The sequence below is a fragment of the Micromonospora sp. NPDC049201 genome (assembly GCF_055586805.1).
On sequence record NZ_JBVJHM010000001.1, the window covers coordinates 557315 to 571865 of the forward strand.

The window sequence follows — 14551 nt, forward strand, 5'->3', positions numbered from 1 at the left end:
GATCTCCTGCATGCAGGAAGGCCGCTGGACGACGATCACCCCGTCGCAGTTCGCGCACGAACGGGAGGCGTTGGCGTACGTCCAGGCGCTGCTGCCCGACACCGAGCCCTACCGCGCCTGGTCGAACTTCACCTTCACCGCCCCGACCGGGCATCCCTACGAGGTCGACCTGCTGGTCGCCGGCCCCGGCGGGCTCTACCTGATCGAGATCAAGAGCTTGACCGGCCGGCTGACCTCGAGCGGTTCCAACTGGATCCAGACCAGCCCGAGTCGGACCCGGACGTTCGACAACCCGCTGCACCTCGCAGACATGAAGGCGAAGAAGCTCAAGGGCCTGCTTCAGGCCGCCGCCGCTCGGCGGAGGGGCACGCCGATCCGGGTGCCGTTCGTGCAGGCGGCGGTCTTCCTGTCCAAGCCGGGCCTGCACGTCGAGCTTTCCGAGCACCACCTGCACGGGGTCTACGGGCCCGAGCCGGCCCTTGGGCACCAGCCCGGCCCGTTGCCCGCGATCGGCTCGCTGCTGCAACGGCCGCCGCAGGACGAACGTCAGCGGCTCGGCAAGGAGGTCTCTGCCGCCCTGCCCGGCCTGCTCGAAGCCGTGGGGGTGGCCCGCAGCCGGAAGCACTACCAGGTCGGGGCGTGGGAACTGGAATCGCGGCCGTACGATCTCGGCCCCACCTGGCAGGATCATCACGCGCGTCATCGCGAGTTGGAGCGGGAGCACCGCCGCATCCGCATCTACCTGGTGGAGCGCAACGCCGTGCAGGCCGACCGGGCCAGCATCGAGCGGGCGGCCCGGCGCGAGATGACGGTGCTGCACGGCATCAACCACCCCGGCATCGTGCGGGTCGACTCGATGGAGTCGCACGAGGCGGGGCCGGCGCTGATCTTCCGGCACGATCCCCGAGCCGTGCGGCTCGACCACTACGTCGCCCAGTACGGCGAGCGGCTCGACCCGCTGGCGCGGGTGGCGCTGGTCCGGCAAATCGCTGACGCCGTCGCCTACGCGCACCGGCGTCACCTCCACCACCGCGCGCTGTCGGCCCGCAGCGTGCTGGTCACGCCCGGCCGAAGGCGGCGCGGGGGTAGCGAAGAGGAGGCATGGCTCACGCCGCAGTTGCAGCTCAGCGACTGGCAGGCAGCCACCCGGGCGGTGGACACCAGCGGCGGCAGCAGCGGCGACCCGGTCAGCATCTCCTCGCACGCCGCCGCGCACATCGAGCTGTCCGCAGAGGCCTACCTCGCGCCCGAGCTGACCGCGCCGCGACCGGACCCGATCGCCATGGACGTGTTCGGTCTGGGCGCGCTCGCCTACCTGATCCTCACCGGCCAGCCGCCCGCGGCGAAACGGCAGGAGCTGCTGTCCCGGCTGGCCCGCGACAACGGCCTGCGTCCCTCGTCCGTGACCGACGGGATCAGCGAGTTCGCCGACGACCTGATCCAGGCGGCCACCGCCCCGGTGCCCGCGCAGCGCCTCACCACGGTCGCCGACTTCGTCGAGATGCTCGAAGAGGTCGAGAACGAGCTGACCGCGCCGCCGCCGTCGAAGCATCCGGACGAGCCGGAGCCGGCGGAAACCGATCCGCTGGAGGCGCGCGGCGGGGACCGGGTCGGGGAGTGGACGATCAGGAAGCGGCTGGGCACCGGCTCGACCTGCCGCGCGTTCCTCGCCCACAACGAACGCACCGGCCGGGACGAGGTGCTCAAGGTCGGCCTCTCCGACGAGAAGGCCGCCCGGCTCGCCCACGAGGCGAAGGTGCTCCGCCCGCTCACCGACTCCCGGATCATCCGGCTGGCCAGGCCGGAGCCGCTGCGGATCGCCGACCGCACCGTGGTCGTGCTGGAGCACGCCGGCGAGCTGACCCTGGCCCGCAAGCTCCGCGACGAGGGCCGGCTCACCGTCGACGAGCTGGAGACCTACAGCGACTACCTGTTCGGCGCGCTCGACTACCTGGAGGGCGAGGGCGTCTACCACCGCGACATCAAGCCGGACAACATCGCCGTCCGGGTCCGGCCCAACCGGACACGCCAGCTCGTGCTCTTCGACTTCTCGCTGGCCGGGGTCTCGGTCAAGGAACTCGCCGCCGGCACCCCCCGCTACCTGGACCCGTTCCTCGGCACCGCCAACCGGCAGGTCTACGACAAGCACGCCGAGTGGTACGCCCTCGCCGTCACGCTGCACGAGATGGCCTCCGGCGAGCTGCCGGTCTGGGGCGACGGGGGCACCGAACCGCAGCTCACCGAAGGGCCCCCGGTGTTGGCGGCGGAGGCCTTCGACCCGGCGGTGCGCGACGGCCTGGTCGAGTTCCTCCACCAGGCCCTACACCGCGACCACCGCCGGCGCTTCGGCTCGCTGAAGGACATGCGCGACGCCTGGCAGCAGATCTTCCGCCGGTCCGACGCCAGCACGCCGGTCGGCTCGGAGCACCCGGAGACCGAGGCCGAGGAGCCGGACGAGCAGGTCGCCGAGCAGATCCGCGAGGACGCGGCGGCGCGGGCCACCCGGGCGACCGCGCTGGAAGCCGCCGGGCTCACCCCACGGGCGGTCTCCGCCGCGCACCGGGTCGACGCCACCACCGTCGGTGAGCTGCTCGCGGTCGGCAACAACACCTTCGCCACGCTCCCCGGCCTGGGTGCCAAGACGCGCAAGGAGCTGCAGCGCCGGGTCAAGGAGTGGCGCAGCCGGCTGGGGGAGCGGGAAACCATCCCGACCTCATCGGCCGCCCGCCGGGCCGCCAGCGCCGAGGCCGCCACCGAGACCACGGCCGGCGACACCGACCCGGTGCGCGTCGGTCTGGACGCCATCGCCACGCTGCTCGTGCCCATCCGCACCAGCCGGAACACCGCCGAGGCCGAGGCGACGCGCCTGCTGCTGAACCTACCCGACGACACCGGCGCGCTGCCCGCGCTGCCGCTCTGGCCGCGGCAGCCGCTGGTCGCCACCGCCGTCGGGGTGACCCCCGGCCGGATCGCGCAGATCCTCGGCAAGCAGCGCAAGCGCTGGCACGAGCTGCCGGTGGTGCGCAGCGTGCGTACCCAGATCGTCGAGCTGCTGCGCGACGACGGCCGGGTGATGGGCGTCGCCGAGCTGGCCGCGGCGCTGCTGACCAGCCGCGGCTCGGTGCGAACCGGCGACGCGCTGCGGCTCGCGGTCGCGGTCGCCGCCGTGCGGGCGGCCGTCGAGATCGACGCGCTCGAGGAGGAGCCGCGCCTGCTGCTGCGCCGGCACGCCCGCGCCGACATCGCCGGCAAGCCGCACCCGCGCGGCGACCGTCTGCTCGTCGCGCTGGAGTCCGGCGAGGACGACTCGCCGGACACGCCGGCCGCGCCGGCGCTGCTCGACTACGCCGACGCGCTCGGCGAGGCCGCCGACCGGCTCGCCGACAGCGAGGTGCTGCCCAGCGCCGCCACGGTGATGCGTACCCTCGCCACGGTGACCGCGCCCGGCGGCGCGGCCGACGTCATCGACGAGCGACGGCGGGTCCTGCTCGCCGCGGTGGCCTCGGAGCGTGCCGCCGCGACCGCGCGGCTGGAGCTCTACCCCCGCGATCTCGATCCGGTACGGGCGCTGCGGCTCGCCCAGGCCGGCGTGGTGCCCCCGGCGTCGGACAACCAGCGAGCCCTGAGCCCGGAGCTGGTGCAGCAGCGTGTGTCGGCGCGTTTCCCCGAGCTGGCCCCGCTGCCGACCGACCGGAGGCTGGATCGCCTGCTCGCCGAGGCGGGCTTCGAGCTGCGCCGGGACCGCGACCGGTTCCTCCCGCCGCCGCCGCGCGCCGGCTCGTCATCCATGTCGATCATCCAGCGACAGGCGTCCGCCAGCACCGTGCCGAGCCGGTGGGCAGCCGAGTCACCCGAGCTGGCCGAGGCGATGCGGGCCGAGGAACGCCTGAGCGGGGCCAGGTCCGCCGGTGGGTTCCGGGCCCTGACGGTACGCCTCAACCGCTACGCGCTGGCCCGCGAGGAACTGGTCCGCCGCTTCGACGCCCGCCCGGTCAGTGTGGCCGAGGAGTTCGTGCGGGAGCTTCGCGGTCTGGTCGACGCCCGACCGAAACCCACCTGGGAGACCGTGGTCGGGGCCGACAACGCGCCGGAGAACTCGCGCGCCGCCATCAAGCTCGGCGAGTACGTCGAGCAGGCGTGGCAGCTCGTCGTGCCGCTCCTGCGCGCGCGGTTGAGCGCGGACGCCGGGCCGGTGCTGCTGCACGACGCGGCGGTGCTGGCCCGCTACCGGGCGATGGAGCGGCTGCACGAGCTGGCGGACGCCGCGCGTGCCGGGGCGGGCGGCGTGTGGGTGCTCTGCCCGATGGACGACCCGGCGCTGCTGCCGAAGCTGGACGGCTCGGTGGTGCGGGTGGGCGACAACGAGTGGATCGCCCTGCCGGACGCCTGGGTCGTGAACGCCCACCGCAGCGCGGCAGTCGCGTGAGACTGTCCTGTCCGAGCTCTCCGCGCGTCGTCCATCGCTTCGATGTCCGACGGCGGTCCCGGCGGCGGCACCCAGTCAACCGATCGGGGCGTTCCTCTCGCTGAGACGTCGTGGCAAACTCGCTGTCACCACAGCCTCACTCCTGGAGGAAGCCGGGTGAGATCATGGCTTCTGTTGATCATCATCTCCCGGCTGCCGCTCACCTGGTTCGGATACCGGCTGCAACTTCGCGGCCTGCCGAACGAACGTCCTCGGTTCGTCTATCTCTGCCAAGCCGCTGGCTGTCCCTGGGTCAGCCGCCTGCTGCGCGTGGACGACGCCAGCGTCAGGTGTGCGCAGCATCCGGGAGTAGGAGTGCAAAAGGTCTACGTGAGGCTGTATTCGTGCGGCGGCTGCTCGCAGACGCTGGTCTATTCGCATGACTTCGATGCCGATGAGAGCAGACATGTAGGCCCCGGCCAGCATGCCCCTCGGCCCCTGCGTACCCAGTGAGGTGTGAGACATGTGGTTGGGAAGCCTGTTCACCTCGACTGCGGCGAACTTCGGTCGCCTGTTGATCGTCGGCCTGCTTCCGAACGCCATCCTGGTGGCCTACGTCTGGGTTCTCCTGACGACCGGTGCCTTCACCAACACCGGTCCGTTGGTGTTTCCGGAGGCGCTTGCGCGGATCAGGTTCAAGACGGACGCGGGCGGGCTGCTGGTGTTCGTGCTCCTGGTGGTCACGTTGACCGTGGTGATTCAGCCGTTTCAGATTCGGCTCGTCCGAATGCTCGAGGGCTATTGGGCTGGCTGGCTGGGAGCTTTTCCCACTCGCCTCGCCACCGCGGTCCACAGCCGGCGACGGGAGAGGCTGCGTCGAGTGGCGAACCTCGCCGAACCGGAGGTCAACGATGCCGAACTCGCCCGCATGCCGATCGCCGCGCAGGTCCGAACGCAGCGGCGAGCGCGGAAACTCGAAGCCCGGTCGGAGCGCGCCGCGGCGAAGCTCATGTCGTACCCGCCGACCGCGGAGCCGGTGCTGCCCACGATGCTCGGCAACACCCTTCGGCGGAACGAACGGGTAGCGGGTGAGCGCTACGCGTTGGACACGCTCAGGACTTGGCCCCGCCTCTATCCGCTGCTCAGCAAGAAGGTCGCGGACGCGTTCGACGCGGACAGCGACGGCGTGGACGCCTCCGCCAACCTGGCGGTCACCTTCCTGGTCATGGCCGCGCTGGGGTTTGTGGCCTTCGCCAACGATGGATGGATGCGGCTGGTCCCCGCCGCTCTGCTGGTGCTCGCTGTCGCCGCCTACCGAGCCGCAATCGCGGCAGCGGGCGATCAGGGCTTGGCGATGTCGGTCGCCTACGATCTGCACCGCTTCGACCTCATCGAAAGTCTTCATCTCGGTCTTCCCGCGACCCCGAAGAACGAGGCGGCCCGGAACAATCAGTTGTCCTTCTTCTTCGCGGTCAGCGACAGCACGCCCAATCCGCCGGCCGCGAAGGACGAGCTGAAACTGTTCTACGTGCACCCGAGGGGCGACTAGCTTCGGCGGAGTTCCAGTGCTCCGCCCAAGCCGATCAGCCGCACCTCAAGGTCGTGGGTTCCGGTGTCGGGCAGCTCGCGAGGACCCGACTCGCGGACGAGAAGTAGTGGCCCGGCTGGCGGCCGGGCCAGGATCCGCCACTCGCGGGGAACGTCGACCACCACCCGCCCGCCGAAGGTGACCGCGGTGAGAACGGGCTGTCCCTGAGGCTGCGAGCCGAGCATGTCCACTCGAATCTCGCCGAGGACCACGACCGCACGTAGCTGCCCGCGCAGGGCGTTCAGGGCGGCGACGCGTCCGGTCCACATCACCCGGGTCCACGGGTGTTCGTCCTGCACGGCCGACGCCGCCAGGGCGACGGCGCCCACGAACACCACCGCGATGGTGATGTTGGTTGCCTGGGCCAGGGTTACGGTGGGTCGCAGTGCCACGATGGCCGCGATCGTGGCCAGGATGCCCGGGCCGATGTAGGCGACGGCCGAGCGGGTCAGCGCTCGTCCGAGGTTCACCAGGGCGAGAGCCGTCAAGGCATATGGCCCGAACTCAGTGAGCGTGGCCCACGCGAGTGCGAAGCGCTCGACCGGGTCGAAGATCAGGTAGCTGGTGGTGACAAGACCGATCATCCCCAGCCAGAGACGTATCCGCTTCACGGTGCTGTTCGCGGACTCCTAGGAGGATCCGGACACGCGCTTGTAGGTGCACTTCACCGAGACGGCGTGACGCTCGTCGTCCCGCACGAGCAGGACGCCGGCATCGGGCAGCAGATCGAGCTGGAATGTCGCCTCGAGCCCGTCGAGCGTCCAACCCTGACGGGGATGGGGCCCGGCGTCCAGCCGGGCAGCCAACCTGTCGCTGATCAGGGCTATCGCGGTCGCGAGTTCATCCACCCGAGAGCCGTCGGCGGCATCTCGCGTCGACAGTGCCCCGGGGCTGTCCGGTGGCTGGACCTCGACGGTTAGTTCCATGGGACCCTTCATACCTCTTCCGAGCCGTGCACGGCAGTGCTCGGTGGACCGACGCGGGGGTTGAGCGACGGCGAATGGGTCACCAGCCGGGATACCGGTCCCACCAGTGGGGATCGGTGGCGGCGGTGTACTCGGTGCCCGACGGTCCGTCCACGAACTCGGTGACGAGGTCGCGGGCCAGCACGTCTGCGACCCAGGCCAGCTCCAGCCGGGAGACCCACGTGACCGGAAGCGCCTCGACGCCGTGCGCGGCGCCGAGAAACGCGCCGACGGTGGCGGCCACGTGCCTGCCGTGCGGAACGGACGCGGCGAACAGCAGGGCGTCGCCCAGTTGCTCCCGGTCAGGAAAGGACAGCGCGACGTAGACGGCTCCGGCCAGCGCCGAAGCAGCCCGGGCGTCCGGGCAGAGCTGTCTCAGGGCCGCCTTCTGGCGCGGATTGTCCCGCGCCGCGTGCACCGCCGGGGAGAGTGGCAGTCCGCTCATGACCTGGACCAGGGACTGGCAACTCCGCTGTGCCCGTTCCGTCGCCTCTTCGACGTTCTGGCCCGCGACGATGTTGCCGATCAGCGTGGCGGCGAGCGCGGCGGCGTCGGCCGCCTCTTGGCCGTGCGTGGTAGCCGCGATCTCTGCGGCGAAGCGGCCGGGCTCCGGCTCCCACCACTGGATGAGCCCGGTGGGCAGGGTACGGGTGAGCCCGTGTGCTCCGGTGCTGGTCCAGGTGCGACCGTCCTCCTCCAAACTCGGCTGCGCCTGGAGCGCGGACACGGTGGCCGGGGCGGATCCACGCCGTTCTCCGAGGGCGGGGACCTGGGCGAGCCAGCCGTCCGGCCAGTCTTCCTCCTGCCAGCGTTTGATGCCGGGGATGCCTTGCACCGCCGCCCACCGGGTGTAGGCGTGCCACACCACGCTGGGTGGGTGACAGATGCCCTTGTGCGCGCCCCGGACGTTGGCACGGATGATGCCGTCGATGGTGAAGCAGGCGAGCTGCCCGGCGCTGGTGGCCCGCAGCGTCCCGCCGGCCGGCACGGTCCCGTCGGTCGCACCGATCGCGTCACCGAGCACGAGCCCGAGCACGCACCCCCGAGCCGTCGCGAGCTGCTCCGCCGTCACCCTGGTCATTCCGAGCAGCATAGGGGCGGGTGACGCGAGCCCGGCTCGGCGTCGGGATGTCGACAGATGGGCGGAGGCCGGCGAGCTGGACGAAGATTTCCCGCTTCGCGGTGGCGAGGCCATGACGGTCGAGGACGTAGCCGGACAGCCAGATCCAGCCGAGGTGGGTCAGCTCGGGGCCGATCGAGACGACCCGGAACGTGAGGGCGCGGTCGCCGCCGAACTGCACTGAGGCGCGGCCGTCGATTCGCAGCAGGTCACCCGGTTGCGGACGCACCGCTACCAGTGACCCTGGTTCGGTGGTCGGCACTCGCGGGCGTGCATGGTCTGCCAGTCACGCACCGCCCGCTTCAGCCGCTCGTTCTCCACGGTCAGCCGGCGGATCTGCCGGTGCAGGTCGGTCAGCTCGTCGGCGACCTCGGTCTGGAACGCGCGTACCTGATCCTGGTCGACACCTCGACGGCGCGGGTCGAACGCGCGGCTCCGCGCCTCGTGCGGGGTCATCCGGGCCGGCAGTCCGGTCCCGTAGAGCTGGCCGGAGCGATACACCTCGGTCACATCGGTCCTTTCTGAGGGCAGGCGGAAGCGCGGAGGGTCGGTGCGGTGGGACTGGAAGGGCGGGCCGTCCGCGCCGGCGTGCGGACGGCCCGCCCGCTCCGCCGCCGCAGCCCGGATCGGCGGTACGGAGGCGAAGCGCGTCGGTGGGTCGGGACGGGCACGCGCACCCGCCCCGACCGGGGGAAAGAGCCGAACTCGTTGCCACGCGAGGACCGGCTCCGCTCCAACATAACTAGATATGTCAGATGAGTCAACGCTGCTTGTTAGGCGCGTCGCGGTGTGATCGAATCGGATCGCCACGCGAGGAGTGCCATGCGAGAAGTGCCGGACTACTGGCGGATCGCCGATGATGTGATCGCCGATGATGTGATCGCCGATGTCAGGTCGAAGAAGCTGAAGCCGGGGGACAAGCTGCCCTCGATCGCCGTGCTGCGCGAGAACTACCGCGTCAGCCACGGAACGGTCCAGATGGCCTATGCGCGTCTGGAAGCGCTGCGGGTGATCCGGCGGCAGCAGGGCAAGGGCGTCTTCGTGACCGACCCGAATACCTGGATGAGAGAGCCGTAACCGGCGTCAGCCGAGCAGGGCCTTCAACCACTGGTCGGTGCGGTGCGCGGTGTACTCGGCATCGGCTCGCCACGCGTCGCCGTGCCCGGTCCGCCAGTGCGTCGTCCAGGGCTCGACGCCGAGCGCGGCCTGGTCGCGCAGGAAGTCGTGCATCGCCAGGGCCCGCACGGTCAGCAGCGGCACCAGGTCGCGGCGCTGCCGCTCGTCCAGCCCGTACGCGTCCACGAGTGCGCGCAGCCGCTGTCCCGCGTCGGTGCGCTGCCAGTCAGGATGCGCCGACAGCGGGACGAAGCCGTGCGCCGCGTAGGCGAGATCCCACAGGCGTGATCCCGGCCCGGCGTTGTCCCAGTCGATGACGATCCAACGGTCACCGATTACGAGGTTCCACGGCGCGAGGTCGTGGTGCACGATCATCTCGTTCCGGTCGGCCGGGATCAGGGCGTTCCACCGCGCGTCCGGCGGCGGCGTGAACGTCGCGAGCGCGTCGTGCAGCTCGCGTGCCAGCCGCCCGACCCGGGCGAACTGGTCGAGCGGTTCGAGCAAATCGAAGCGGTGCGGCCAGGGCACCTCACCGGCCGCGTAGGTGAGCACCTCCCGCCCTTTCTGGTCGATCCCGAGCGGCCGGGGCGCGCCCCGGAAGCCGACCGACCAGAGGTGGTCGAGCAGCGCGTGCACCGCCGGGGTCCAGGGGCCGGCCTGCCGGCGTACGGTGTCTCCGACCCGCACCACGCCCGCCGACACGTTGCCGCCGGTCAGCGGGATCTCCTCGGCGCTCATCCGCCAAACCTGCCACATCGACCGTCGCGCCGCAGGCCCCGCCGGCCGGCGCACGAGTCGCCATACTGTCGCGATGGCCGCGGACGTGCGTACCGAAGATGGTTGTCGCCTGTGGGCCGACCAGGCCGGCGCCGGGTCGCCGCTGGTGTTGTGTCACGGCGGTCCGGGCATGTGGGACTACCTCGGCCCGGTCGCCCGGCTGGTCGACGACCACGTCCGCGTCATCCGGTGGGACCAGCGTGGGTGTGGGCGTTCCGAGCGGCGCGGGCCGTACACGGTCGACCGCTTCGTGGTCGACCTCGACGCGGTGCGCGAGCGCGTGGCCGGACCGCGAACGGCGCTGCTGGGACACTCGTGGGGCGCGCACCTGGCGCTGCGGTACGCGCTCGACCACCCCGAGCGGGTCAGTCACCTGATCTACGTCTCCGGCACCGGCATCGACCCCGAACGTGACTGGCATCCGCACTACAAGCGGAATCTCCGGCGGCGGCTCGAGCCGCATCGGGACCGGTGGGAGGCGCTGGACGAACGAGCCCGCAACCCGGCCGTGGAGCGCGAACGGGCGGTCCTGCAATGGTCGGCCGACTTCGCCGACCCGGAGACCGCGCTGCGGCACGCCGAGGGCATGGCCACGCCGTGGCTGGGTCTCAACCGGGACTGCAACCAGGCCCTCAACGCCGAGGTGAAACGGGAGATGAAGGACGCCGACCTTGCCGCGCTGTGCCGAACGCTCGACCTGCCGGTGCTGATCGTCGATGGGCCCGAGGACATTCGTCCCCGCTGGGGCGTCGACTCGCTGGAGCAGGCGTTGCCGAACTGCGAGCGGGTGAGCATCGCCGGATCCGGTCATCTGCCGTGGGTCGAGAATCCGCGCGACTTCCGCCGAGCGGTGACCGCCTTCCTTGCCGCGACGGCGTGAGCCGTCGTCCGAACCTGACTCGGTAGCGGCCTGTCGACCAGATCGGTACTTACGGGTACCCCCGTCCCGTCCACGGGACGGCTAGAGTCTTCGCGTGATCGACCGGAAGCAGCTTTTGTCCGACTTGCAGAAGCAGGTCAAGAACCTGGAAAAGGACCTGCGGGAGCAGGCCGAGTCGGTCGAGGAGGTGCGCCTCAAGCTGCGTGGCGAGTACGACCATGCGTTCAAGGTCGGGCGTACCGCCGCCACCTGGGCGACATGGCGCGACGAGCGCGTGACGCAGGCCGCCGTCGCCTGGGTGCTCGGCACCGTTTTCGTCCGCTTCTGCGAGGACAACGGCCTGCTGCCCGACCCCTACCTGTCCGGCCCGGGGGACCGGCTGGTCCTCGCCGAGGAGGCAGAGGCGCAGTTCTTCCGCGACCAGCCGAACGAGACGCTTCGCGGCTGGCTGAAGCAGGGCTTCGCGGCGATCGCCAGCTCGCAGGCCGGCAAGTCACTGTTCGACGAGCGGCACAACCCGCTCTACCAGATTCCGCTCTCGCACGACGAGGCGAAGAACCTGATCGCGTTCTGGCGTCGGCGCGGCGAGGCCGGCGGGCTGGTGCACGACTTCACCGACCTGGAGTGGGACACCCGCTTCCTCGGTGACCTCTACCAGGACCTGTCCGAGGCGGCCCGCAAGACTTATGCGCTGCTCCAAACGCCGGAGTTCGTCGAGGAGTTCATCCTCGACCTGACGCTCACCCCGGCGATCGCCGAGTTCGGCCACGACGTCGTCAAGATGATCGACCCGACGTGCGGCTCGGGCCACTTCGTCCTCGGCGCGTTCCACCGGCTGTTGAAGGAGTGGGAGCAGCACGCCCCCAACCGCGATCCGCAGGAGCGGGTGCGGCTCGCCCTCGACGCCGTCCACGGCGTTGACATCAACCCCTTCGCGGTCGCCATCGCTCGCTTCCGCCTCCTCGTCGCCGCCCTGCGGGCCTGCGGGTTCAAGACACTCATTGATACTGAGGACTACACCTTTCCTCTTCGCCTCGCGGTCGGCGACTCTCTCATCAAAGCACGCCAACTCGATCTGTTTGGCGATTCCGACGAGTTGGCGGGTTTCCATTACGCCACTGAGGATGTCCACGAGTATGCCGGCATCCTTGAGCGTGGCCGTTACCACGTTGTAGTTGGAAACCCTCCATATGTAACGGTTAAGGATAAGGCGCTTAACGGCGTTTATCGTGAGATCTACAGTGCATGTCACATGAAGTACGCCTTATCTGTGCCTTTTGTGCAGCGATTCTTTGAGCTTGCGAAACTAGGAGATCGCATTGGAGGGGCGGGCTACGTCGGGCAGATCAACGCATCCTCCTTCGGTACCCGGGAATTTGGAAAGAGGCTGGTCGAGGAATTCTTTCCGACCGTGGATATGCGGCTCGTCGTTGACTGTTCAAAGGCTTTCATCCCTGGTCACGCGACCTCCACGGTCATCCTAGTTGCTCGCAGGCGGACACCTGGAGCGGAGACGGTGACGGTTGTTTCCCCTATCGAAGGTGAGCAGCGAGAGCCTGCCGACCCAAGCCAAGGTGAAGTCTGGAAGGCGATTGTCCGGCAGGCGTGGGATTCGGGTTCGCAGAGCCGCTGGGTCAGCGTAAATCCCGTGCCGCGAGCCCTTATTGAATCGTTTCCTTGGACGTTTGGGGGTGGCGGTGTCACCGAGTTGGTGGACTTGATAGTAGCGACGCGGGCGACACTGCGTGCCAAAGTTGTCCGGGTCGGATTCTTTGGCGTGGTGGGGGCCGATGAATCAATGGCTGCAAGTGAAGAGGCATTCGTCCGGGTTCGATCGGAGCGCGCTTTTCGACGGCGACTTATCGTCGGAGACGAAGTTCGCGACTGGTTGATCAAAGAAGGGGATCACGTATTTTTCCCATACGATGAAAAAAAGAATCTGGTTCCAGTTGAAGAGTTTCCTGGGCATGTTCGCCGCATGTGGCAGCATCGCACTGATCTTGGCGGCCGGGCAACCTTCTCTGGTCGCACATATTTTGCAGATGGTCGCCAGTGGTACGAGTGGCATCAACTTCCGAAAGACCTCGATTGTCATTCTTGGTCGCTCATCTTTGCTGAGGTTGCAACTCATAGCCACTTCGTCCTGAGCCGGAGCGACGCAGTGATTAATCGTACTGCACCGGTTATCAAACTGGAGGGGCATGCCACTGCGGACGACCATCTTCAGTTGGTGGGAGTGCTGAACAGCTCGACCGCCAATTTCTGGTGCCGACAGTTCTGCCATGACAAGGGGGGAGGTGGAAACGGGAGGGGAATTGCGACTGAATCCTGGGAACATATGCTCCAGAGAAGTGGATCCCGCCTGCTGGATTTTCCGTTGCCATCGACGTACCCCCTAGAGTTGAGTCAAGGTATCGACCGGCTTGCGCAGCGGCTCGCCACGGTGAGCCCGGCGGCGGTCGCGGCTTCTGGTGTGCCTACCCGCGAGCGGCTGGCCGTCGCTTCCGAGGAGTGGCGCTCGGTGCGGGCGCGGATGATCGCGTTGCAGGAGGAGTTGGACTGGCAGGTCTACTCGCTCTACGGGCTGCTGGACGAGGAACTGACCGCCCCGGCCGGCTCGGTGCCGGAGTTGAAGTTGGGGGAGCGGGCGTTCGAGATCGTGCTCGCCCGCAAGATGCGCGACGAGGGCCTGGAGACGCAGTGGTTCGTCCGGCACGGGTCGGAGCCGATCACTGAGCTGCCGGTGGACTGGTCGCCTGAGTACCGGGCGGTCGTCGAGCGCCGGATCGCGGTCATCGAGGGCAACCGCAACATCGGGTTGATCGAGCGGCCGGAGTGCAAGCGGCGGTGGGCCACCGAGGGTTGGGACGCGATGCAGCGCAAGGCGCTGCGCGACTGGCTGCTGGACCGGTGCGAGGCGCGGGAGCTGTGGTACCACCACGTCGACGGTCTGGAGCAGCCGCGCCCGTTGACCACCGCGCAGCTCGCCGACGAGCTGCGCCGCGACGACGACGTGCTCACCGTCGCCGGCATCTACGCGCCCGGTCAGGATCTCGGCAAGGTGATCGCCGACCTGGTCGCCGACGAGCACGTGCCGCACCTGGCCGCGCTGCGTTACAAGGATTCGGGGCTGGCCAAGCGGGCCGACTGGGAGCAGGTGTGGGACCTGCAACGGCAGGAGGACGCGCTGCCCGACGAGGCGGCGAAGCGGGAGTTCCGCAAGCGGATCCCGGTGCCGCCGAAGTACACCTCGGCGGACTTCCTCAAGGGCAGCTACTGGAAGCACCGCGGCAAGCTCGATGTACCCAAGGAACGCTTCGTCTCGTACCCCGGTGCCAGCCGCGACGGTGATCCGTCGCTACTGGTCGGCTGGGCCGGCTGGGACCACCGCGAGCAGGCCCAGGCCCTCGCCACCCTGGTCGTCGCTCGCGAGCAGGAGGACGGCTGGGCCGCCGACCGGCTGTTGCCGCTGGTCGCGGGGTTGCGCGAGATCCTGCCCTGGGTACGCCAGTGGCACGGCGAGTTCGACCCGATGTGGGGTTCGTCGCCGGCGGACATCTACGCCGGCTTCCTCGCCGAGACCACCAACCGGCTGCACCTCACCGATGAGGCGCTCACCTCGTGGCGCCCGCCGAAGGCCGTCCGTGGGCGCAGAGCCAAGTAGTGACAGAGCACAGGTCGTCGCTGTCCACCCCTTCTG

The 14551-nt window shown here is 69.5% G+C and carries 11 protein-coding genes; 6 read left to right on the forward strand and 5 right to left on the reverse strand.

Features of this window, described 5'->3' with window-relative positions; translation table 11 throughout:
* Nucleotides 1-10: 10 nt before the first annotated feature.
* The 3 genes from pglW (at nucleotide 11) to ACZ6O5_RS02215 (ending at nucleotide 5954) form a co-directional block, all read left to right on the forward strand.
* Nucleotides 11-4426: a BREX system serine/threonine kinase PglW gene (gene pglW / locus ACZ6O5_RS02205; protein ID WP_465974076.1), complete on the forward strand. Its 4416-nt coding sequence runs from the start codon at nucleotides 11-13 to the stop codon at nucleotides 4424-4426.
* A gap of 174 nt (nucleotides 4427-4600) precedes the next feature.
* Nucleotides 4601-4918 (forward strand): hypothetical protein, encoded by a 318-nt coding sequence (locus ACZ6O5_RS02210; RefSeq protein ID WP_465974077.1) that lies wholly within the window; start codon nucleotides 4601-4603, stop codon nucleotides 4916-4918.
* Nucleotides 4919-4928: 10 nt separating this feature from the next.
* The gene (locus ACZ6O5_RS02215; RefSeq protein WP_465974078.1) at nucleotides 4929-5954 is read left to right on the forward strand and encodes a hypothetical protein; all 1026 of its coding nucleotides are present in this window, start codon (nucleotides 4929-4931) and stop codon (nucleotides 5952-5954) included.
* On the opposite strand, the gene ACZ6O5_RS02220 is transcribed toward ACZ6O5_RS02215, so the two are convergent.
* From ACZ6O5_RS02220 to ACZ6O5_RS02235, 4 genes are all read right to left on the reverse strand, one after another.
* On the reverse strand, nucleotides 5951-6604 hold the full coding sequence (locus ACZ6O5_RS02220; RefSeq protein ID WP_465974079.1) for a hypothetical protein: 654 nt from the start codon (nucleotides 6602-6604) through the stop codon (nucleotides 5951-5953). The two genes, ACZ6O5_RS02215 and ACZ6O5_RS02220, sit on opposite strands and share 4 nt — an antisense overlap.
* An 18-nt stretch (nucleotides 6605-6622) precedes the next feature.
* Nucleotides 6623-6919, reverse strand: coding sequence for a hypothetical protein (locus ACZ6O5_RS02225; protein WP_465974080.1), 297 nt, complete (start codon nucleotides 6917-6919; stop codon nucleotides 6623-6625).
* 79 nt (nucleotides 6920-6998) lie between these two features.
* Nucleotides 6999-8039, reverse strand: coding sequence for an ADP-ribosylglycohydrolase family protein (locus ACZ6O5_RS02230; protein WP_465974081.1), 1041 nt, complete (start codon nucleotides 8037-8039; stop codon nucleotides 6999-7001).
* A 270-nt stretch (nucleotides 8040-8309) separates the two neighbouring features.
* Complete coding sequence (locus ACZ6O5_RS02235) at nucleotides 8310-8588, reverse strand: DivIVA domain-containing protein (protein ID WP_465974082.1); 279 nt, start codon at nucleotides 8586-8588, stop codon at nucleotides 8310-8312.
* 312 nt (nucleotides 8589-8900) lie between these two features.
* Here ACZ6O5_RS02235 and ACZ6O5_RS02240 point away from each other — a divergent pair, with 312 nt between their 5' ends.
* Entirely contained in the window at nucleotides 8901-9155 is a 255-nt protein-coding gene (locus tag ACZ6O5_RS02240; protein WP_465974083.1) for a winged helix-turn-helix domain-containing protein, read from the forward strand.
* A 6-nt stretch (nucleotides 9156-9161) separates the two neighbouring features.
* Here the strand turns inward: ACZ6O5_RS02240 and ACZ6O5_RS02245 are convergent, their stop codons facing one another.
* Nucleotides 9162-9932, reverse strand: coding sequence for a phosphotransferase (locus tag ACZ6O5_RS02245; RefSeq protein WP_465974084.1), 771 nt, complete (start codon nucleotides 9930-9932; stop codon nucleotides 9162-9164).
* A 73-nt stretch (nucleotides 9933-10005) separates the two neighbouring features.
* On the opposite strand from ACZ6O5_RS02245, the gene ACZ6O5_RS02250 reads away from it, so the two are divergent.
* Entirely contained in the window at nucleotides 10006-10851 is an 846-nt protein-coding gene (locus tag ACZ6O5_RS02250) for an alpha/beta fold hydrolase (RefSeq protein WP_465974085.1), read from the forward strand.
* 94 nt (nucleotides 10852-10945) lie between these two features.
* Nucleotides 10946-14515, forward strand: coding sequence for a BREX-2 system adenine-specific DNA-methyltransferase PglX (gene pglX / locus ACZ6O5_RS02255; RefSeq protein ID WP_465974086.1), 3570 nt, complete (start codon nucleotides 10946-10948; stop codon nucleotides 14513-14515).
* Nucleotides 14516-14551 lie beyond the last annotated feature (36 nt).

Coding starts and splice junctions, on each gene's coding strand:
- pglW (WP_465974076.1), top strand. CDS start 11: ATGCAGGAAGGCCGCTGGACGACGATCACCCCGTCGCAGTTCGCGCAC.
- ACZ6O5_RS02250 (WP_465974085.1), top strand. CDS start 10,006: ATGGCCGCGGACGTGCGTACCGAAGATGGTTGTCGCCTGTGGGCCGAC.
- ACZ6O5_RS02215 (WP_465974078.1), top strand. CDS start 4,929: ATGTGGTTGGGAAGCCTGTTCACCTCGACTGCGGCGAACTTCGGTCGC.
- ACZ6O5_RS02245 (WP_465974084.1), bottom strand. CDS start 9,932: ATGAGCGCCGAGGAGATCCCGCTGACCGGCGGCAACGTGTCGGCGGGC.
- ACZ6O5_RS02230 (WP_465974081.1), bottom strand. CDS start 8,039: ATGACCAGGGTGACGGCGGAGCAGCTCGCGACGGCTCGGGGGTGCGTG.
- ACZ6O5_RS02225 (WP_465974080.1), bottom strand. CDS start 6,919: ATGGAACTAACCGTCGAGGTCCAGCCACCGGACAGCCCCGGGGCACTG.
- ACZ6O5_RS02240 (WP_465974083.1), top strand. CDS start 8,901: ATGCGAGAAGTGCCGGACTACTGGCGGATCGCCGATGATGTGATCGCC.